The organism is Helicobacter sp. 11-8110, from assembly GCF_003288905.1.
Lineage (GTDB): Bacteria > Campylobacterota > Campylobacteria > Campylobacterales > Helicobacteraceae > Helicobacter_D > Helicobacter_D colisuis.
The window spans coordinates 1-19356 of the sequence record NZ_NHYL01000002.1; the positions used below are offsets into that span (position 1 = coordinate 1).

Below are 19356 nucleotides of genomic sequence, written 5' to 3' on the forward strand. Positions count from 1 at the left end.
TAAAAATGAAACTTACTTAAGTGGAAATATGGGGATAAAGTATAAGTTTTAAAAGTTACTAGCTAGAAATAAATTATCTTTAATTTCTAGCTAGTTTGGGGGTTTAAAAAGGGTTGTTTGAAGAATAAAATATACATAATACAATCTATTTAATTTTAGAGATTTACAAGCTTCCAACACAAAAACTAAAATGCACCTTTGCAAAAATGCCTTTATATAATCACTAGTTGCTTATAAATTTCTTGGCTTTTTTCTTCAAATCTTTGGCATAATCTCTCTAATTCTTTAGGTTTATTTAGACTTGATTCTTTTGTTGCAAATTCCAAAAACTCCCTAATACTATTATTAAAACTATAAACGCTATTGCAAATTTCTTTGCTAATTCCATTTTCATCATTTACTTCGCAATAATCTTTAATAATGGGCTGCATTCCTGTAATTATCGCAGAGTAAGCACCCGATTCTTTAAGTATGCAATCAAGCTTTAAAAGCATCACATATGAATTTTTATGAGTCTGTAAAATTGCCCCTAGTAAATGCTGTGCTTTAGAATCCATTTGAGCAAAAACTGATTGGAAACTATTTAATAAATCATTAGAAGAATGTGAGATTTCATTAATATTTTCCACCAATGTAGCAATATCATTAATTTCTTGATTAATAATTTTTGTTGTAGATGAAATCTCTAAAGCTGTCTTTTGTGCTCTTTCTGCTAATTTTCTCACCTCATCTGCAACAACAGCAAATCCTCTCCCATGTTCTCCTGCTCTTGCTGCTTCAATGGCAGCATTAAGCGCTAAAAGGTTTGTTTGTTCTGTAATTTCTTTAATAAGTGCCACAAAAGAATCAATTTCCCCAATGCGTTTTACAAAACCTTCAAAGGCATCTGTTGTTTGATCCATCGTTGCAGTTAAATTTGAAAAATTATCTGAAATTGTTTCTATGCTTGAAATCCCACTTTTAGATTCTCTTGAAATCTCTTGAGTATGTTCTTTAACGCCATCCATAGCGGTAATCACAACATTAAGATCATTAGAAACTATTTTCAAACCTTCATCCAAGCTTTTTGAACTCCTTTTTGAAATTTGATTAACAATTGACCCCTTTTTGTTTAATTTATCTGCTTCTTCCATAGAATCTGTGGCTTGATTAATTAAATTCCCCGCATACACAAAAACTCCTCTTAGCCCACTTGTAGGAAGTTTTCTTGAATATCTACCTTCTCTTGCTGCATTAATTGTCATATAACTTCCCTTAACAAAAACCTCAATTTGATCTGCTAAGCGATTAAGCGACCAAGCAACTTCACCCAATCCACTTTTATCTTCAATATTAACAATTCTAGCTTCTAAATTTCCCTTTGCCATTTCTTTGATACATGTTGCAATATCTTGAATACACTTATCACGCCTACTGCCTGCAATGAGTCCTACCACACAAAAGATTATTCCTAAAACAAAAATGGCAAATTCCAATAAAAAGTGTATATTTAATGCCTCTACAACAAACAAAACAATAAAAATTACTATAAAACCTATACTCATAAAACGAAATGAATTATAAAGATAAAATGTATTCTTCATAGTTTAGTCCTTGTTTTCTTAAAAATTCTTCTAAAAATGCTTGGCTTTTTGCCAAATTGCCTTCTTTTTCTATTTGAACAAGTTGTGCATAAAGATTTTCTATTTTTGAAACTGCTTCTTGTTTTGGTTTTAATCGCACAGAATGGTATCCTATAATTTCACCTTTCTCATTAAAAGAGGGACTAACATAAGCAATCACCCAATAATAAGCGCCATCTTTAGCAAGATTCTTTACATATGCTACAATTTCTCTACCATTTTGAATATTTTCCCAAAGTAGCTTAAAAATGATACGCGGCATATCTCCATGGCGAACAATATTATGCGCCTTGCCTAAAAGTTCATTTTCTCTATAACCCGAAAGTTGTATAAAAATATCATTGCAATAAGTTATCTTCCCTTTTAAATCTGTTTTAGAAACAATGAGTTCATTATCTGGAACATTTCTTTGTTTATCCATCGGAACTATCTTTTGTCTCATTATTGCTCCTCCTTGCAAAACAAATGTTTGGCATATTATAGCATCGCTACAATTAACAATTTGGAAACAAAGATTTTAACAGATAATTATCAAGAAAATGCGAATATGATTTTAAAAAATGAATTCAATACTATAAATACCACTTAAATTTTATTTAAGATAAGTCAAATATTCTCTATTCATTTCCCACCCATTTATAAATAATTTTATATGCAATTCTCTCTAATACATTACGCAAAGCTCCCCAGTGCATCACTGCTCCACCAATAAGCCCAATCACACTACCAAGAATAATATCCAAAACTCTTGCTTGAATAATCATATCTGGATTGTAATTCATAAAACTCCCAACTTCTGCCAAATAAGTCGAATAAGGTGTTAAAAAAACCATCGCTAATGCGTAATTTCTCACCACGATTAATTCTGCAAAAAACATTAAAACCATCATTAAAAGTGCAAACCCTATAGGGCTAAACTCAAAATGCAAAAGGATATAGGCAAAACTTACTCCAAGAATTGTTCCTAAGATTCTCTGTGTTTGCTTAATCCAAATTTGTTTAAAGGTAATAGCTGTTAAAACTGCTGCGCAACTCACTCCAACCCAATAGCCCTTCTCCAACTCTAAAATGTTTTGCAACACCATTGCTAAAGCCACAAAAAATGCTATAATGATAGGATCTACAACAATCACTCCAAATCCAAAATCGCCCACTTTTGGAATCGGCTTTGGATTATGCTTAAAAAGATAAATCACACTAAGAGAATACAATAACACCATCACATTAGCCACCATAGCTCCAATAGCCACAAGTCCTATTGCCATAAAATAATCCTCTAATTTAAAAGGAATAAAACTACCAAGCAAAGTCGCAAAAGTAAAAAAGAAAAATCCAGGAGCACCAATACTAAAATAACGCACTACTTGGGCGCTAACCATAGTTACACCAAATACAATTAAAGGAATAAAAGAAGGAAAAGTTTGCCCCACAAGCCCCAAAGCAAAAGCCGTAATCATTCCAAAAGCGCAAGACATACTAAGAATCATTTTATGATAAATAGGGGTATCTGGAACATACAAAAAAATATTTGCCCCAATAATTGCTACAAGCCCTAAATCTGGGCGTTTGAAGTAGGTTGCTACAAATAGAATAATTGCTACCCCAAGTCCTGCAAAAAAAGGCATTTGCCAAAGTCTATCGCTCTTATTCCAGGTAAAAATCAGTTTTACTTCATCCATTATTTTTTTTGTTAATGACATACTGCCCTTCTTTTTATGCTTTATTTAGTCTTTATTTTAAAATTTCATACTTTATGAAATTATAATACAATTTAAATAGTTTTGATTAACTTTGAAATTTGTTATAATCCGCATCAAATATTTAAAAATAGCAAGGAATTAAGAAATGAAAATCATTGCAAGCAATTTTAAAACTAACCATACAAGAAAATCCACACAAGCCTTTTGTGAAAATTTAAAAAATTTTTTGCAAACACAAAATTTTCCTCACAAAATAGCAATCTTTCCTCCTGCTACAGCTTTGCTTGAAGATTCTTTTACTCACTTTAGAATTGGAGCACAAAATGCCTATTTTACAGAAAATGGCTCCTTTACTGGAGAAATAGGACTAGAGCAATTAAATGAATTTAAGATTCAAACCCTTTTAATTGGGCATAGTGAAAGGCGTGAAATCCTAGGTGAATCCCAAGCAATGTGCGCAAAGAAATTTTCCTTTTTTAAGGAAAAAAATTTTGAAATTTTTTATTGCATCGGAGAATCACTGGACATAAAAAAACAAGGACTGCAATCCACTCTTAACTTTTTAGATTCACAACTTGAGGGCATTGATTTAAACTATCCCAATCTTACTCTTGCATATGAGCCAATTTGGGCTATTGGGACTGGTATTAGCGCAAGTTTAGAAGAAATTACAACCATTCACACGCATTTAAGGCAAAAATTAGGTAAAATTCCGCTTTTATATGGGGGCAGCGTTAAACCTAACAATGTCAAAGAAATTCTTCAAATTGATAGTGTTGATGGTGTGCTCGTTGGTAGTTCTAGCTGGGAAATTTCTAGCTTTTTAGAAATCTTGAAAAATTCACTTTAAGGAGCAAAAATGATAATGAATGGCAAAAAAGGATTAATCGTAGGAGTGGCTAATAACAAATCAATTGCTTATGGAATCACAAAAGCTTGTAAGGCTCAAGGGGCGACAATCGGGCTAACTTATATGAATGAAGCAATCCAAAAACGCGTTTTGCCTATTGCAGAAGAAATTGGCAATTCGCAATATGTTTATGAACTTGATGTAAGCAAAAAAGAACATTTTGCAAATCTAAGAGAGCAAATTAAAAAAGATTTTGGCAAACTTGATTTTCTCGTGCATAGTGTTGCATTTGCTCCAAAAGAAGCTTTAGATGGAAGCTTTTTGGAGACAAGCAAGGAAGCCTTTAATGTTGCTATGGAAGTTTCAGTGTATTCTCTTATTGAATTATGTCGCGAACTTGAACCCATTTTGGCTCCCGATGCTTCAATCTTAACTCTTAGTTATTTAGGAAGTGTTAAACATGTGGCACACTATAATGTGATGGGGGTAGCAAAAGCAGCTCTAGAATCAAGTGTGCGCTATTTAGCTCATGATTTAGGCAAAAAAGGAATTAGAGTTAATGCTATTTCTGCAGGACCTATCCGAACCCTTGCAGCAAGTGGAATTGGAGATTTCAAATTTATCCTCAAATGGAATGAAGCCAATGCGCCTTTAGGCAAAAATGTTACCATCGAAGAAGTGGGGAATTCTGCAATGTATCTACTCTCACCACTTTCAAGTGCTGTAACAGGTGAAATCCACTATGTTGATTGTGGCTATAACATTATGGGAATGTGCGCTGTTGAAGAAATAGATGGCAAAGCCTCTCTAGTTTGGGATAGAGTAAAATAACAAAAAAGGGCAAAAGTGGAAGCGCAACTTATGAATCTTGCAATTGAAACATATAGAATTACACTCATTTTATCGCTTCCAATGTTGCTTGTAGGATTAATAGTTGGTTTGCTTATTAGTATTTTTCAAGCTACAACACAAATCAATGAAATGACGCTAACCTTTGTGCCTAAAATTCTAGCAGTTATTGTGGTTATTATTTTTACAATGCCGTGGATGCTTAATATGCTCATTGATTTCACAGCACGAATCTTTAATATGATGCCTAATTTTATTTTTTAATGATTCAAAAAACCCTTGATTTTTCTGTTTATAGCAGTATCAAAATTGGACCTACTCTACAAATCTCCCTCATTCAAAACCCGCAAGATTATTATGAAATATTACAACACACAACCACCCCTAGTATTATTGGTGCTGCCAACAATCTCCTTGTTTCACCCAATGCAAAAAACCTTATTATGCTTGATAAAAATTTTTCTTATATCAAAGATTGTGGAGATTTTTTAGAAGTGGGCGCACTCACTCCAAGCGGAAGGCTTTTCTCCTATGCCAAAAAACATAATTTAGCAGGTTTTGAAATCCTAAGTGGGTTGCCTGGAAGCATTGGTGGAATCATCAAAATGAATGCTGGATTGAAGGAATATGAAATCAAATCCTCCTTGCTTGGAATCTTAAGCCTAAAAAATTCCCAATCGCTCGAATTTATTCCCGCACATTCTCTTAATCTGTCTTATCGTTCAAGCACAATAGAAACACTCATTTTTGCAGGTATTTTTAAAAAACAAAGCGGTTTTAATCCTAATCTTGTAAGCCTTTTTACAAAAATGCGATCCAATCAACCAAAAGAGCCTAGCTTTGGGAGCTGCTTTAAAAATCCACCCAATGATTTTGCGGGACGACTAATTGAATCTGTGGGATTAAAGGGAGTTGTTTTTGGGCGCAATCAATCGCTAATGTTTAGCCCAAAACACGCTAATTTTTTAGTTAATTTAGGAAAAACTTCTTTTGATGAAGCTTTAGAATTAATTGAATTAGCAAGAAATTTAGTTCTCAAACAACACCAAATCCCACTCCAAAATGAAGTGCAAATTCTCCAATAATTTATAATTCCACTTGCTTTGCACTTTTATCAATATACTTTGAAATACAATGATTCTAAAAATTATCTTATTTTGTATTCAAAAAAGATTCTAGAAACTTTTTTAAATTAATTGCTAGTTCTATATCTAAATTGTCCTTTTTTAAATACCATTTCCAAACCACCAATGCTAAAGAGCCATTTATTTTCTATGGTATTTTTCATAAAAGCAGCCAACTCGCCTTTCACATTTTTATGATACACAATTCCCACTCCATCTGTGTGTCCAATGGAACAAACTGTTCCCCTATGATTGAATTTAAAAGGCTTTGCAAAGCCTCTGTTTTCTAACTTCCCACAAAGAAGTTCTGCAAGATAATCTCCCATTTGAGCAGAGAGTTGAGCTGTTGGCGCATGAATCGCATCTTTATTGGCTGCAATCGCGCAATCTCCTACCACATAAATATTTGAAAATTCCTCGCACTGCAGCTGTGAATTCACTTTGATTCGACCTTTTTTATTTGGTATTTCTGATTTTTCGACTATATCACTTCCTTTTACTCCAGCACTCCAAATAATAGTATTGCCTTCAATTTCTATAATTTTTCCCTCTTTTTCTACCAAAACTTTATTTTTTTGTATTTCTTTAATATTCCCACTATTGACAATTTCTACACCTAGTTTCTTTAATTTTTCCTCTGCGATACTCACTAGCTTAGAGTTAAATACCGGCAAAATATGAGGAGATCGCCCAATGCAGGTAATCTTTGGAATCTTTCTATCAATTCCACAAATCAAGCATAATTCATCTAATTGTGTTGCCAGTTCTGCAGCAAACTCAATCCCAGTAAATCCACTCCCACAAACAATCACTTGCAAATCTTTTGAATTTTTAGTGTGTATAAAATCTTTAAATTTATTTTCAATATTTTTAGAAAGCTTCAAAGCTCGATTAAGACTTGAAAGCTTATAAGTATATTCCTCCACCCCTTTAATATCAAAACTATCTGACTTAAATCCAAGCCCAATTACCAAATAATCATAAAAATACTCTCCACCATTGCCAATAACTTTATTTTCTTTGGGGCAAAGTTGAATAATTTTATCTTTAATAAATTTTACTTTTTGAGGATCAAGAATCTTGCGATAATAAATTCTTGCTTTTCTTGCAGCAAGAGTTCCTATTGCTACTTTATGTAACAAAGTTGTTTGGTAATGATAATCGTGTTTGCTAATTAAGGTAATATCTGCCTTAATTTTTAACTTCCTTTGCAAACCAAGCGCCACTTTCAATCCCCCATAACCTCCACCAATAATTAAAATTTTCTTTGTATCACGCTCCATTAGAGAATCCTTTGACAACGATTTTGAACATATACTAGTTCAAAATAGTTAAGAAAAAAATAAAAAGTTTAATATAATTTTACTTTTAAAAGTTTTTATTGAAATGGCTAGTTGGCATAAATTCTTAAGCTTTGCTATAATTCTAGCTTTTAGACTACAACAAAGGATCAAATTGCAGAATTTTAGACGCTACACTCTTGTTTTGCTTATCATTGCTTTAATTTATCTTTTGATTGTTTTTCCTGAAATCGCAAAAATCCTAGCAGGGGTTGCGATCTTGCTTATTGGAATGACAAATCTTAGCAATGGATTTAAAAGCTTTAGTGGTGGTTTGCTAGAAAAGATTCTAAAAAAATCTACAGACACTCGTTTTAAGAGCGTTACTTTTGGAGTTATTACTACCATTTTAATGCAATCTTCCACGCTTGTTTCAATTATTTCAATTTCTTTCCTTTCAGCAGGATTAATCACTCTAGCTCAAGGTATAGGAATCGTCTTTGGAGCAAATCTCGGCAATAGCGCTGGTTCTTGGCTTATTGTTGGATTAACAAGCATTAATATCTCTATCCTTGCCATTCCACTTATTGTTTGTGGAACATTACTTGGCTTTCAAAAAGATTCTTTACTTAAAGGACTTGGACTTATCTTTATGGGGATTGGCTTTTTCTTTTTGGGTGTAGATTACATTAAAAATGGCTTTGAAACCTATAAAGAGGTTGTGGATTTGTCTCGCTTTAATTTTGAAGGTTTCAAAGGTGTTTTGATTTTCGTAGGACTTGGAGCAATCATCACAGGAATTGTCCAATCAAGTCACGCAACTTTAGCTATTATCATATCTGCATTGCTTAGTGGGCAAATTGGTTTTGAAAATGCTCTTGCAGCTACTTTAGGCACAAGCGTTGGCGGTGTTGTTACTGCTGTTGTCGCAAGTTTTAGCACTAATATTGAAGGTAAGAAACTTGCAATAGCTAATTGTATTTTTAACTTTACCATAGCGCTTATTGTCATTGCGCTTTTCCCTTATTTTGTGTATCTTGTTAATTTAGTTGCAGGTTATTTAGGGATTCCGCAAGATAATCTTGCCTTAAAAACGGCACTTTTTCATACTTTATTTAATCTTATTGCTGTGTTATTTATCTCTTTATTTATTAAGCAAATTGTCTTTGTTCTTGATAAAATAATTAAAGCCCCAAAAGATAGAGATATGGATGCGCCACTTTTCTTAAATCAAAACATTGTTAGCTATCCTGATACAGCTATTGAAGCCCTGCAAAAAGAAAGTGTGCATCTCTATAATAATGCCTATGCAATGATTGCTCACACTATCGGATTTAACCGCAGCGATATTCGCGGAAAAGAAACTTTTGATACTATCATACAAACCAAAAAATGGTTTAGTGGAAATGTGGATTTAGACTATCTTTATAAGCGTAAAATCAAGGTGCTTTTTGATGCGATTATGGAATTTTCCACAAAAGCACAAACCTATGTTACTGAAGAAGAAAAACTTGCCAAAATCTTTGCTTTTAAAATTGCTTCACGCAATATCGCTGAAGCCACAAAGAATCTCAAAATTATCCAAACCAATATGAAAGTTTATTCAAACTCATCAAACAAAACATTAGCCACACAATACAACACAATGCGCAAAGATTTAGGAGAGCTTTTAAGAAGTGTAGAAGAGCTTAAATTAATGAATGATGATAATGCCTATCTCATTCTATCTCAACTCAAAAATGCCAAAAATCTCCCCAAAGAAAAAGATTACCACACACTCCACAATGTAGAAGCACTTATCACGCAAGAAAAAATCAGCGTAACCAATGGAACTTCAATTCTCAATGACAGTGCCTTTATTGCCCAAATTGCTAGTCAATTAATTGAAGCCGTTGAAATTATTTTTGCCAAAGAAACGGCATAAATTTTAAACACCAAAAGAGAGTTTAAAAATCACTTTCTCTTTTGATAAGCCACATAAATCGCAATTCCAAATGCCACCCCAATCACCAAGGCTAAAGTAATCCAATGCAAATACTCTTTAAGCAAATCTTCATTCTGTCCTAAAAAATACCCCAAAGCCACAAGAATCAAACTCCAAATTCCTGCCCCCAAAGAAGTATAAAAACAAAAAATCGCTAAATTCATTTTTCCAAGCCCAGCAGGAAGTGAAATATACTGCCTAACAACTGGTATCAATCGCCCACTAAAGGTGGAAATATGTCCATGTTTAGCAAAAAAATCCTCCATTTTTTTCATCGTTTCTTCATCAAAAAAAACATATTTTCCATACTTAATAAGAATCTCTCTCCCAAAAAACAATGCCAAATAATAATTCAACAATGCCCCCGCTAAAGAACCAAGAATCCCAAAGAAAACTGCAACAAAGAAATTCATTTCCCCTTGATAAGCCAAATACCCAGCAGGAATCATAACCACTTCGCTTGGAAAAGGAATAAAACTACTTTCCAAAAACATCATAAAAAAAATTCCAAAATATCCCAAATCACCAACAAGCTTCACAATAAAATCAATAATTGTCTGCAAAAATTCCTCACTTAGTTTAAAAATTAAATTAAATTATAACTAAAACCTAGCTATAATTAGAAAGTCTTTTAATAAAAATTAATAAGGAAAAAAGAAAGTGGCAAAAGAAAAATGTCCTCCCTGTGAATGCCCCAAAGGCGTTCCTTTATGGCTTGGAACTTATGGTGATATGGTTACACTCATTTTGACTTTCTTTATTTTGCTGCTTTCTATGGCTACTTTTACCACTGAAAAAATTGATGAAGCAATCGGTTCTTTAGAAGGGACTTTTGCTGTGCTTGAAAATGGGATAAAAACACAGATTAACCCTCCTGCTCCAATTCTTGCAACTCCTATTAAACCTCAAGAAGTAATGGAAGATGCGGTTAATATCTTTGCAAGTCTCATTACTGAATACAACGAAATTAATAAACTTGCTAATGGTCCTGCTGTTGAATTTGAAGAAGCTGAAGAGGGTATGATTATTCGCATTCCAGAAGCCTTACTCTTTGAGAGTGGTAGTGCTGTTTTAACTAATTCTAGCGGACTTGCTTTTTTAAAAAGACTAACTCTAGAGTTTGATAAACTCCCAGAAACAGCATTAATCAAAGCCATTGGACACACAGATAATGTCCCTATGCGAGAAAATCCCATCTTTGCAGACAATCTAGAACTCTCTATTGCTAGAGGTGTCAATGTTGCCCAACTTATTATCTCTGAGGGCATCTCAAAAGAGAGAGTTTTAGGTGGTGGTGAGGGAGAATTTTCTCCAATTGCTAGCAATAAAATTCCTGAACTTAGGGCAAAAAACCGACGCGTGGATTTGTATATCTATAGCATAGGAGAGGATCTCCCTAGTCTTGCACAAAATCTAGCCAAATCAAATTAAAGGATTTAAGTGGCACAAAGCTCTATTGAAACACTCTTTGAAGGTGCAATTAAATTTAAAGAAGAAAATTTTATTGCCTATAAAGAGCTTTTTGAAAATCTCAAAGAAGGTCAAAATCCTCACACACTTTTTGTGGGTTGTGCTGATTCAAGAGTTGTTCCAAACCTTATTACAAACACTCTCCCAGGCGAACTCTTTGTTGTTAGGAATATCGCAAATATTGTCCCTCCTTATAGGGAAGCTGAAGAATATCTTGCCACAACTTCAGCCATAGAATATGCCCTTGAAGAACTCAAAGTTGAAAATATTATTATTTGTGGGCATTCTCATTGTGGAGGTTGTGCGGCACTTTATGAAGAAGATCATTTCACTAAAATGCCCAATGTCCAAAATTGGCTCAAACTAATTGAACCTGTTAAAAAACAAGTTCTTGCTTTAAATCCACAAAATAAAGCTATGCGTGCTTATTTAACCGAACAAATCAATATCGAAAGACAAATCATGAATCTTTTTACTTATCCCAATGTCAAGGAAAAGTATCTTGCAAGGACATTGCATATTTATGGTTGGCATTATATTATTGAAAGTGGCGAAGTGTATAGCTATGATTTCAAAAAACACGAATTTAATTTACTAAAAGGATAAAAATGATTTTTATTGCTGGACCTTGCGTTATTGAAAATGATGAAATCTTAGAAGAAATTGCAGAATCGCTTAAACCACTTGCAAAAAATCCTGATATTGATTTTTATTTCAAGGCAAGTTTTGATAAAGCAAACCGCACGAGCCTTGATTCTTATCGAGGACCAGGTTTAGAAAAAGGACTAGAATCTCTAGCCAAAATCAAGCAAAAATTTGGCTACAAACTGCTTACTGATATTCACGAAACCCATCAAGTCAAACTTGCAGCTAAAGTCGTAGATATTCTACAGATTCCAGCCTTTTTATGCCGCCAAACAGACTTGATTGTAGAGGTCGCAAAAAGCAAGGCTATTGTGAATATCAAAAAGGGACAATTTATGAATCCTGCTGATATGCGCTATTCTGTGCTAAAAGCCATTAAAACGCGCGGGGGAGAAGAAGCAACCTATCAAGAATCGCAAAAATATCAGATTCTCCTTACTGAGCGTGGTAGTAGCTTTGGCTATGGGAATTTGGTAGTGGATATGCGCTCTTTAGTTATTATGAAAGAGTTTGCTCCAGTGATTTTTGATGCTACTCACGCAGTGCAAATGCCTGGTGCTGCTGGCGGAAAAAGCGGAGGCGATTCTCGCTTTGCTCCCATTCTTGCTAGAGCAGCAAGTGCTGTTGGGATTGATGGCTTATTTGCTGAAGTGCATACTAATCCAAAAATTGCCCTAAGTGATGGACCAAATATGCTAACTCCACAAGAGTTACTCAAATTATCTAACCAATTACTTGAAATTGATCATCTTATTAAAAAGGATTTATAATGCAAATTATTGAAGGCGATTTATCATTACTTGGCGATGAAAAGATTGCAATTATCTCAAGTCGTTTCAATCATCTTATCACAGATAGATTAATAGAGGGTGCAAAAGATTGTTTTTTAAGACACGGCGGAATTGATGAAAACCTTACAAACATTTTAGTGCCGGGTGCTTTTGAGATTCCTTTTGTACTAGAAAAAGTTCTTGCTCAAGGCAATTATGATGGTGTTTGCTGTTTGGGTGCGATTATAAGAGGATCCACACCACATTTTGATTATGTGAGTGCTGAAGCCACTAAAGGTATTGCCAATGTTACTATTCGCTATGGAGCTGCTGTAACCTTTGGGGTTTTAACTACAGATACCATTGAACAAGCTATTGAGCGCGCAGGGACAAAGGCAGGAAATAAGGGCTTTGAGGCAATGAGTAGCCTCATCGAATTAATCAATCTTTATCGTAAAATTGGAGCATAAATGGCAACAAGAAGCCATGTAAGGGAAGTTGTTGTGCAGCTTTTGTATGCTTATAGTAGTGGAAATAATGCAATTTTTAAATTTGCTGATGAAATCTTTGAAGAACACAAAATAAAAAACAAGCAAAAAGATTTTGCAAATCTACTTTTTAATGGCGTTATTGAAAATCTTGAATCACTTGATTTACGCATCGCTCATCAACTTGAAAGTTGGGATTTTTCAAAAATTGGAGATATGGAAAAAGCTATTTTAAGGCTTGGAGTTTATGAAATTGCTTTTAATAATCTTGATAAAGCCATTGCCATTAATGAAGCCCTAGAATTAGCAAAAACCTTTGGAAATGAGGCTTCGGCAAAATTTATTAATGGGGTTTTGGACAACATTGCAAAGAATCTGCAAATCCCCATTCATACCATTCAAGAATCAATGCAAAAGGTTAAACAAGTTACAAGTGATTTAGCTAAGCCTGAAAAATCAGAATCTAAAACCCCAAAAGCAAAAAATCAGAACTCCACAAAAAAGGGAAAAGTATGAAACTTTGTATCGCCCTTGATATGCCAAACAAAAAAGACAATCTTGAACTCTTAAGCAATCTAAAAACTTCTCAAGAAGTCTGGGTTAAAGTAGGGCTTAGAAGTTTTATTCGTGATGGAAAAGAGTTTTTAGAGCAAATCAAATCCATTAATCATTTTAAGATTTTTTTGGATTTAAAACTCTATGACATTCCCAACACAATGGGCGATAGCATTGATGAAATTGTAAAACTTGGAGTGGATATGGTAACTATTCACGCAAGTAGCGGAAGAGAAGCAATGTGTGAGATAACAAAACGGCTACAAAAAGTCCAAAATCCACCTTTAATTATGGCAGTTACAGCACTTACAAGCTTTCAACAAGAGAGTTTTTTTGAAGTTTATCATAGCAATTTAGATACTCAAGTTTTAAAATTTGCCAAAATGGCTTATGAATCAGGGATTAATGGAGTGGTTTGTTCTTGCTTGGAATCAAAAGCCATCAAAGAAAAAATCGATTCTCATTTTCTTACACTCACTCCAGCAATCCGACCTTTTGGTGAAGAAAGCGGAGATCAAAAACGCACCGCAACCTTGCAAGATGCAAAAGCTGCAATGAGTGATTTTATAGTGGTTGGAAGACCTATTTACAAAGCTCCAAACCCACAAGAAGTGATTAATAAGATTCTCCAATCTCTTTAATTAATGTAATCACACTCTACCTTACCCCAAATCATTGAATAAGGTAACACCTTTATCCACTCTCCTGCTTCTATTTGTATGCATTCTTCACTTAATAGTGCGATAGCATTGCTTTGGCAAAGTGGCAAAATCTGCCCTGAAGTGTATTTTCCTTTTTGAGTTAGCAAAAATCCATCTACACTAAGGCTTCCAAGCATAGCATCCATTCGCTTTTTTAACTTAAAGGATTCAATATTTTTTACCCTTAAAGCTTGAGGAAAATGAGCGTTAGCCCCAGCAAGATTTCTTAAAAATGGTAAAATCAAAAAACGCAACAATACCGCTCCTGCCAAAGGATTCCCTGGTAATGCGATAATAAATTTTCTCTCTAGCCTTGCCACCATAATAGGCTTACCTGGTTTAATCTGCACACCAGAAATCAGAATCTCAGCACCTGTTTGCACAAGCACTTCTTGCATAAAATCTGCTTCCCCTTTGCTTGCACCACCTGTGGTAAAAATAATATCAAAAGGCATATTTAAAACTTGCAATAATTCTTCTTTATTATCCTTTGAGATTCCTCCATAACTTGCCTTAAAACCAAAACTTTTTAAAATCCCCAGAATCATTGTAGTATTAGAATTATAAATTTGATAGTCCTCTGCTAACTCCCAAGGCTCTTTAAGTTCATTGCCCCCAGAAAAAACTCCGATTCTAAGCTCTCTAAATGCACTTACATAGCTAACACCCTGTGAGGCAAGCAGTGCTAAAGCATTCTCATCAATCTCATCGCCAATCTCTAAGATTTTTTTATTTAATTGGATTTCTTCACCAGCTTGGCGAATATTATCCCCTACCTTAAGTCCTTGTGGTATAGTAATACTCTCTTGATTATTAAACCCACCCTCAATAACTTCAAAAGGCACAACTATATCAGCATTTTTAGGAAGTTTAGCGCCTGTCATAATCTTTGCACACTCTCCACTTTTAAGTTCAACCTCTTTGCGATCCCCCGCAAAAATACTAGCCTTAATTTTTGCTGTCTTTCCCATATCTTCTGACCTTATGGCATATCCATCCATTGCAGCATTATCAAAACTTGGGAGCGCCTTTTGAGACACAATTTCTTGGGCTAAGAATCTCCCTTGTGATTCTAATAAAGCCAAAAATTCTTTATTTTTTGCAAAGCCACTACCTGCCTTTTGCAAAATCTTGATTGCTTCTTGTAATGAAACTGCTTGCATTTTTATCCTTGTAATGATTTAATTTGTCGGTATTTTTGAATGATTTTTTGTGCTAGTCTATTAATATCCACTTTCTCTTTAAAACTCAAACTCAAAAGTTCTCTTGCTTGATTCTCACTATACCCCATTAATTGCAGCACAAAAGAGGGCTTAGCAAATCCAAAAAGACACTCTTGCCCATTAATCAAAGAAATATCATCAAAAATCAAACTTTGAATCAGATTTCTTGCTTTAATCCCCTTTAATCCTAGAGGCAAGGTATTAGAAGGTGTCTCAAAAAAACAATAACAATCCTCTTGCAATTCTTTTTTTAGAATCTCAAAGAATAATTGAGCTTGATTTTCTTTGGGAACTTTTTGAAGTCTAATTGCCTCCAAAAATACTCCATAGAGATTTTCAATCTCTAAATATAACCCCAAATCCAAAATATCTTTACCCGCCATAATTCCAAAAGGACGCATTAAGCCCAAATTTTCTCCATTAGCAATTAAAAAATTTGCATTTTTTGGCAAAGGCAACCCTAAGGCTAAAGCATAGCTAATATCCCAAAGGGTAAAAACATCTTTTAAAATCTCATCTAAATGAAGATTCAAAGTAAGAATGTCTTCATTTAAATAAGGAATCAAAAAGCAATCCGCCCCTTTTTCTAAGGCGTTTTCAATATCAATTTGACCACTTTTTTTATCTGGGATTATGGGAATTATTGATTCTTTATTGGGCAAAGCAAGGTAGGCACTATAAAGCATTTGATGAGAAGAAAGTACAAGAGCGACTTTGTATTTTTGGCTAAGCTTGGAGAGCAAAAAATAAAAACTCTCCAAATTAAAACTAAAAGGGCGCGTAATCTCACAGCCCAAAAAATGGCTTAATTCTTTATTTTCTTGACTTATTTTTTGCCCCGCACTAGGAGTAATAGCCAAATAATTAGGGCGATCTTGCGCTATTAATTTTTGCATTAAAGAAGTATAAATGGGTGGATTTTGCAAATAATCTAGCATGACTTTAGCGTCCTTTTCCCATTGGTATTTAAAATATCTCCAAAACTATCTAAATAGTCCAAATAAGCAATCAAATATTTTCGACTAAGATTAAAATGTGCCTTAAAATTATTTAAATCCAAATAACCCTCATTTTTAATAATTTCTCTCATTGCCTCCAAAAGCTGCGTTAGAGCTTGTGTGCAAATAAAAAGTTTATGGTTAAGTCGCACGATCTTTTTTTCCCTAGTTAGCTTTTTAAACACCTCATCACCACTTTTTCTATCAATATCTAAACTATCATAAAGATTATAAGGCGCCATTGGTTCAAAGCCTTGGCTTTGCAGTAGCGTATAAATGGTGCGGTATAAATAATCCTCTATTTTTCCAATTTTAGCCTGTGGAGAAACATAAAATGAATCATTTTTTTGCAAAACACCCTCTTTTAAAAGCTTATCTAATAAGCTTTGGGCAAAGTCATTAGCAACCCACGATTGCTTTTGACAAAGCAAAGCAGAGCTCAAAAGCGCATTGGGATTCTTCTGTAAAATCACTAAAATAATTTCTCTTAATAATTCTTCTGCTTTTTTGGAATACACAACTAGATTTTTTTCACTCACAAAGCATTGTAAAATCTCTTTTGCAATACTTAATGCTTCAAGTTGTGAGATTCCAAATCTTTGTGAAGCACTTATAAGCCCAAAACCTTTTTTATGTGCTTGGAGTAAAATCTCAAAGGCTCCTTTTAAATTCCCTTTATCTAGCATTTTTAAAAATTCAAGTTTTTGGGATTTTTTCATCGGATCAACAATAGGGCTTAAAACTCTACCACCACCTAGCGTTTGTTTATCATCGCGCAAAATAAATCGCTCATTAAAAATACTATAAACCGGGTTTTTAAGCTTCAAAGTTGCATAATTTTTATCCAAAAACAAAACCCGACATGGCATTTTTAATGCCCCAATAAAAAAATTAACTTCAGCATTATGAGGAATTTCTACAAACATTTCTAAGGCAACCTCAACCCTATCAAATCCCCTCAAATAACCCTTTTTACTTAGCAAATCTCCACGCTTTAGCTCATGATGTGAGACACCACTAAGATTTAAAGCTGCCCTCTGCCCACTTTTAGCTTCATTAACAAACTCGCCGTGGCATTGAATATTTTTTATGCCCACAAGTCTATCAAGATTGCAACACCACGCCTTTTGATCACAAGTGAGATTACCATCCAAAAGTGTCCCACTCACCACACAACCACTACCTTTAATCACAAAGATTCTATCAATATAGTAACGGAAAAATCCCAAATCCCTATGAATCTTTTTGGGTAACTCAAAGAGTGCTCTTTTAAGATTCTCCACACTTACTTCATCATAGAGAGAAACTTCAAAGATTTGATATTTTAAGGTATTAAATTGACTAAAAAGATTCTGAATTTGCTCTTTAAGCGCTACAATTTCAGCCTTATCTGCTAAATCTACTTTGCTTATTACCACCACAAAATCACTAATTCCAAGCAAACTTGCAATTCTTAAATGCTCCAAAGTCTGTGGCATAATGCCATCATTAGCCGCAATGACCAACATTCCATAATCCAATCCAAATGCCCCAGCAATCATATTTTTTACTAATTTTTCATGCCCTGGAACATCAATAAAAGCAATATTTCTCTCCCCATTACTTAGATTTGAAAAGCTCAAATCTAGCGTGATTCCACGCTCTTTTTCATCTTTTCTTTCATCACCCCAAAATCCATTTAATGCACGCACCAAACTCGTTTTTCCGTGATCAATATGTCCCATTACCCCAAGAATCAAATTATCTTGCATAACTTTCCTTAATATCCAAAAGTGCTTTTTGAATAATCTTTTCATCTCCCTCCAAAAGCGCCATTACATCTAAAATCACCTTTCCATTTTCAACTCTAGCAATGATGCCCCTCTCTCTTAAAAGCTGTTCTAACTTTTTCTCATCGCTAAAGCTAAGAGCGATTCCAAAAGACTCTAGGGCTTTATTTGGCATTGCACCCCCTCCGCTGTAGCCCTTTGTTTCTAAGATGATAGGTTTGAAGCTTTCTTGAATTAGCTCCAATAGCTTTTCTGCTTTCTTTTTTAAAACTTCTTTAGTTTGCAAAAGCATTTTATAAGTTGGAATCTTTTCATATTTCCCCTGCAAATACGCCATCAAAGTCGCCTCCAAAGCAGCAAGGGTAAATTTATCTACACGCAACATTCTTAAAAGTTGATTTTGCTTTAATTGATCAATATAGCATTTCTTGCCAAAAATAATTCCTGCTTGTGCGCCACCAAGCAACTTATCTCCACTAAAACTCACCAAAGAAGGATTTAAACTTGCAATTTCTTCCAAAGGCATTTCGTATTTTTTTAAAATATCTAGCCCTTTTAAACCAAAATATCCACTTCCTAGATCATAATAATCCAACAATCCTTTCTCTTGCGCTAAAGCAATAAGCTCTTGATAGTCAACTTCCTTGCTAAAACCTGCAATTTCATAATTGGATTTATGCGCTTTAAAAAGCATAGCAGTATTAGAATTAATAGCCTCTTGATAATCTTTAAGATAGGTTTTGTTAGTAGTTCCCACTTCTTTTAGTATTGCTCCAGAATCCTCCATAACCCTAGGAATCCTAAAACTTCCACCAATCTCTATTAGCTCACCCCTTGAAACAACCACTTCTTTATTTTTAGCAAAAGTATTAAAAATCAAAAAAACTGCAGCTGCGTTGTTATTCACCACCAAAACATCTTCCACTCCCAAAAGCATAGCAAAAAGATTTTTTAGATGAATGTAACGCTCACTACGATCACCTTCTTTTAGATCATATTCTAAATTATTATAAGCACACAAAAGCGGCTTAACTTCCTCTAAAATCTCATTTGAAAACACACTCCGCCCAAGATTAGTATGCACAATAATTCCAGTTGCATTCACCAAAGTTCTAAGAGACTTATTAGTGCGCTTGTGATAAATTTCTTTAATACGCTCCACACACTTCTCAAACTCCATTATTGCTCCACCATTCAAAAGATCATTGCGATAAATCGCCAAAAACTCTACAACAATCTTCTTTAGCAACACGCCATTACACTCTTCTAAAGCCTTTGCCTTTAATAATTTATCTGTCTTTGGAATATGCCTTAAAATATTTTCCATT

The 19356-nt window shown here is 34.2% G+C and carries 20 protein-coding genes; 11 read left to right on the plus strand and 9 right to left on the minus strand.

Annotated elements, in window-relative coordinates; translation table 11 throughout:
- Positions 1–212: 212 nt before the first annotated feature.
- The 3 genes from CCY98_RS08720 to CCY98_RS02850 all read right to left on the minus strand — a co-directional run bounded on the left by CCY98_RS08720 (position 213) and on the right by CCY98_RS02850 (position 3322).
- Entirely contained in the window at positions 213–1583 is a 1371-nt protein-coding gene (locus tag CCY98_RS08720) for a methyl-accepting chemotaxis protein (protein ID WP_112057092.1), read from the minus strand.
- Positions 1558–2064: a PAS domain-containing protein gene (locus CCY98_RS02845; protein ID WP_112057093.1), complete on the minus strand. Its 507-nt coding sequence runs from the start codon at positions 2062–2064 to the stop codon at positions 1558–1560. The genes CCY98_RS08720 and CCY98_RS02845 overlap by 26 nt, the downstream gene beginning before the upstream one ends.
- Positions 2065–2239: 175 nt before the next feature.
- On the minus strand, positions 2240–3322 hold the full coding sequence (locus CCY98_RS02850; RefSeq protein ID WP_112057094.1) for an FUSC family protein: 1083 nt from the start codon (positions 3320–3322) through the stop codon (positions 2240–2242).
- A 145-nt stretch (positions 3323–3467) separates the two neighbouring features.
- Between CCY98_RS02850 and CCY98_RS02855 the strand changes: the two genes are divergently transcribed.
- Genes CCY98_RS02855 through CCY98_RS02870 form a run of 4 tightly spaced genes read left to right on the plus strand, consistent with a single transcriptional unit; the run spans position 3468 to position 6106 of the window.
- The gene (locus CCY98_RS02855; protein ID WP_112057095.1) at positions 3468–4172 is read left to right on the plus strand and encodes a triose-phosphate isomerase; all 705 of its coding nucleotides are present in this window, start codon (positions 3468–3470) and stop codon (positions 4170–4172) included.
- 9 nt (positions 4173–4181) lie between these two features.
- The gene (gene fabI, locus CCY98_RS02860) at positions 4182–5003 is read left to right on the plus strand and encodes an enoyl-ACP reductase FabI (protein ID WP_112057096.1); all 822 of its coding nucleotides are present in this window, start codon (positions 4182–4184) and stop codon (positions 5001–5003) included.
- A 15-nt stretch (positions 5004–5018) separates the two neighbouring features.
- Complete coding sequence (fliQ, locus tag CCY98_RS02865) at positions 5019–5285, plus strand: flagellar biosynthesis protein FliQ (RefSeq protein ID WP_112057097.1); 267 nt, start codon at positions 5019–5021, stop codon at positions 5283–5285.
- Positions 5285–6106, plus strand: a complete 822-nt coding sequence (locus tag CCY98_RS02870; protein WP_112057098.1) for a UDP-N-acetylmuramate dehydrogenase — start codon at positions 5285–5287, stop codon at positions 6104–6106. The genes fliQ and CCY98_RS02870 overlap by 1 nt, the downstream gene beginning before the upstream one ends.
- A gap of 107 nt (positions 6107–6213) precedes the next feature.
- Here the strand turns inward: CCY98_RS02870 and CCY98_RS02875 are convergent, their stop codons facing one another.
- Positions 6214–7428 (minus strand): NAD(P)/FAD-dependent oxidoreductase, encoded by a 1215-nt coding sequence (locus CCY98_RS02875; protein ID WP_112057099.1) that lies wholly within the window; start codon positions 7426–7428, stop codon positions 6214–6216.
- Positions 7429–7531: 103 nt separating this feature from the next.
- Between CCY98_RS02875 and CCY98_RS02880 the strand changes: the two genes are divergently transcribed.
- Positions 7532–9349 (plus strand): Na/Pi symporter, encoded by a 1818-nt coding sequence (locus tag CCY98_RS02880; RefSeq protein ID WP_181566538.1) that lies wholly within the window; start codon positions 7532–7534, stop codon positions 9347–9349.
- Between the two features lie 29 nt (positions 9350–9378).
- Here CCY98_RS02880 and CCY98_RS02885 read toward each other — a convergent pair whose 3' ends face one another.
- Positions 9379–9972: a DedA family protein gene (locus CCY98_RS02885; RefSeq protein WP_112057101.1), complete on the minus strand. Its 594-nt coding sequence runs from the start codon at positions 9970–9972 to the stop codon at positions 9379–9381.
- A gap of 97 nt (positions 9973–10069) precedes the next feature.
- Here CCY98_RS02885 and CCY98_RS02890 point away from each other — a divergent pair, with 97 nt between their 5' ends.
- Genes CCY98_RS02890 through pyrF form a run of 6 tightly spaced genes read left to right on the plus strand, consistent with a single transcriptional unit; the run spans position 10070 to position 13978 of the window.
- The gene (locus tag CCY98_RS02890) at positions 10070–10840 is read left to right on the plus strand and encodes a flagellar motor protein MotB (protein ID WP_112057102.1); all 771 of its coding nucleotides are present in this window, start codon (positions 10070–10072) and stop codon (positions 10838–10840) included.
- A 24-nt stretch (positions 10841–10864) separates the two neighbouring features.
- A complete protein-coding gene (locus tag CCY98_RS02895) occupies positions 10865–11485 on the plus strand; it encodes a carbonic anhydrase (protein ID WP_181566540.1) in 621 nt (206 codons plus the stop codon).
- Positions 11486–11487: 2 nt separating this feature from the next.
- Positions 11488–12294, plus strand: coding sequence for a 3-deoxy-8-phosphooctulonate synthase (gene kdsA / locus CCY98_RS02900; protein WP_112057104.1), 807 nt, complete (start codon positions 11488–11490; stop codon positions 12292–12294).
- Positions 12294–12764 (plus strand): 6,7-dimethyl-8-ribityllumazine synthase, encoded by a 471-nt coding sequence (gene ribH / locus CCY98_RS02905; protein ID WP_112057105.1) that lies wholly within the window; start codon positions 12294–12296, stop codon positions 12762–12764. Before kdsA ends, ribH begins: the two co-directional genes overlap by 1 nt.
- The gene (gene nusB, locus CCY98_RS02910; protein ID WP_112057106.1) at positions 12765–13298 is read left to right on the plus strand and encodes a transcription antitermination factor NusB; all 534 of its coding nucleotides are present in this window, start codon (positions 12765–12767) and stop codon (positions 13296–13298) included.
- Entirely contained in the window at positions 13295–13978 is a 684-nt protein-coding gene (gene pyrF / locus CCY98_RS02915; protein WP_112057107.1) for an orotidine-5'-phosphate decarboxylase, read from the plus strand. Before nusB ends, pyrF begins: the two co-directional genes overlap by 4 nt.
- On the opposite strand, the gene CCY98_RS02920 is transcribed toward pyrF, so the two are convergent.
- From CCY98_RS02920 to selA, 4 genes are read right to left on the minus strand one after another with little or no spacing between them, the layout of a single operon-like run.
- Positions 13975–15201 carry a molybdopterin molybdotransferase MoeA gene (locus CCY98_RS02920; RefSeq protein WP_112057108.1) on the minus strand — a complete coding sequence of 409 codons (1227 nt, stop codon included), beginning with the start codon at positions 15199–15201 and terminating at the stop codon, positions 13975–13977. The genes pyrF and CCY98_RS02920 overlap by 4 nt on opposite strands.
- A gap of 2 nt (positions 15202–15203) precedes the next feature.
- Complete coding sequence (locus tag CCY98_RS02925) at positions 15204–16199, minus strand: nitrogen fixation protein NifS (protein ID WP_112057109.1); 996 nt, start codon at positions 16197–16199, stop codon at positions 15204–15206.
- Positions 16193–18010 (minus strand): selenocysteine-specific translation elongation factor, encoded by a 1818-nt coding sequence (gene selB / locus CCY98_RS02930; RefSeq protein ID WP_112057110.1) that lies wholly within the window; start codon positions 18008–18010, stop codon positions 16193–16195. The genes CCY98_RS02925 and selB overlap by 7 nt, the downstream gene beginning before the upstream one ends.
- The gene (selA, locus tag CCY98_RS02935) at positions 18000–19355 is read right to left on the minus strand and encodes an L-seryl-tRNA(Sec) selenium transferase (RefSeq protein WP_112057277.1); all 1356 of its coding nucleotides are present in this window, start codon (positions 19353–19355) and stop codon (positions 18000–18002) included. Before selA ends, selB begins: the two co-directional genes overlap by 11 nt.
- Position 19356 lies beyond the last annotated feature (1 nt).